This window comes from Klebsiella sp. HMSC09D12 (assembly GCF_001808475.1).
In the GTDB taxonomy this organism is placed as follows: Bacteria; Pseudomonadota; Gammaproteobacteria; order Enterobacterales; family Enterobacteriaceae; genus Klebsiella; species Klebsiella oxytoca.
In genome coordinates, this window is the sequence record NZ_KV793457.1 from 1 (window position 1) to 1,118 (window position 1,118).

Sequence of the window (1,118 nt, forward strand, 5' to 3'; positions counted from 1 at the left end):
AACGTCGGTACTATCGGCCACGTTGACCATGGTAAAACTACTCTGACCGCTGCAATCACTACCGTTCTGGCTAAAACCTACGGTGGTGCTGCTCGCGCATTCGACCAGATCGATAACGCGCCGGAAGAAAAAGCTCGTGGTATCACCATCAACACTTCCCACGTTGAATATGACACCCCGACTCGCCACTACGCGCACGTAGACTGCCCGGGCCACGCCGACTATGTTAAAAACATGATCACCGGTGCTGCGCAGATGGACGGCGCGATCCTGGTTGTTGCTGCGACTGACGGCCCGATGCCGCAGACTCGTGAGCACATCCTGCTGGGTCGTCAGGTAGGCGTTCCGTACATCATCGTGTTCCTGAACAAGTGCGACATGGTTGATGACGAAGAGCTGCTGGAACTGGTTGAAATGGAAGTTCGTGAACTTCTGTCTCAGTACGATTTCCCGGGCGACGACACTCCGATCGTTCGTGGTTCTGCTCTGAAAGCGCTGGAAGGCGACGCTGAGTGGGAATCTAAAATCATCGAACTGGCTGGCTTCCTGGATTCTTACATTCCGGAACCAGAGCGTGCGATTGACAAGCCGTTCCTGCTGCCGATCGAAGACGTATTCTCCATCTCCGGTCGTGGTACCGTTGTTACCGGTCGTGTAGAGCGCGGTATCATCAAAGTTGGCGAAGAAGTTGAAATTGTTGGTATTAAAGAGACTGCTAAGTCTACCTGTACTGGCGTTGAAATGTTCCGCAAACTGCTGGACGAAGGCCGTGCTGGTGAGAACGTTGGTGTTCTGCTGCGTGGTATCAAACGTGAAGAAATCGAACGTGGTCAGGTACTGGCTAAGCCGGGCTCTATCAAGCCGCACACCAAGTTCGAATCTGAAGTTTATATCCTGTCCAAAGACGAAGGCGGCCGTCACACTCCGTTCTTCAAAGGCTACCGTCCGCAGTTCTACTTCCGTACAACTGACGTGACTGGCACCATCGAACTGCCGGAAGGCGTAGAGATGGTTATGCCGGGCGACAACATCAAAATGGTTGTTACCCTGATCCACCCGATCGCGATGGACGACGGTCTGCGTTTCGCAATCCGTGAAGGCGGCCGTACCGTTGGCGC

The 1,118-nt window shown here is 53.9% G+C and carries 1 protein-coding gene; it reads left to right on the forward strand.

The features are described 5' to 3' along the window. Nucleotides 1–1,118: elongation factor Tu (gene tuf, locus HMPREF3178_RS08985; protein WP_070585134.1), on the forward strand; the 1,118-nt coding region annotated here is incomplete at both ends.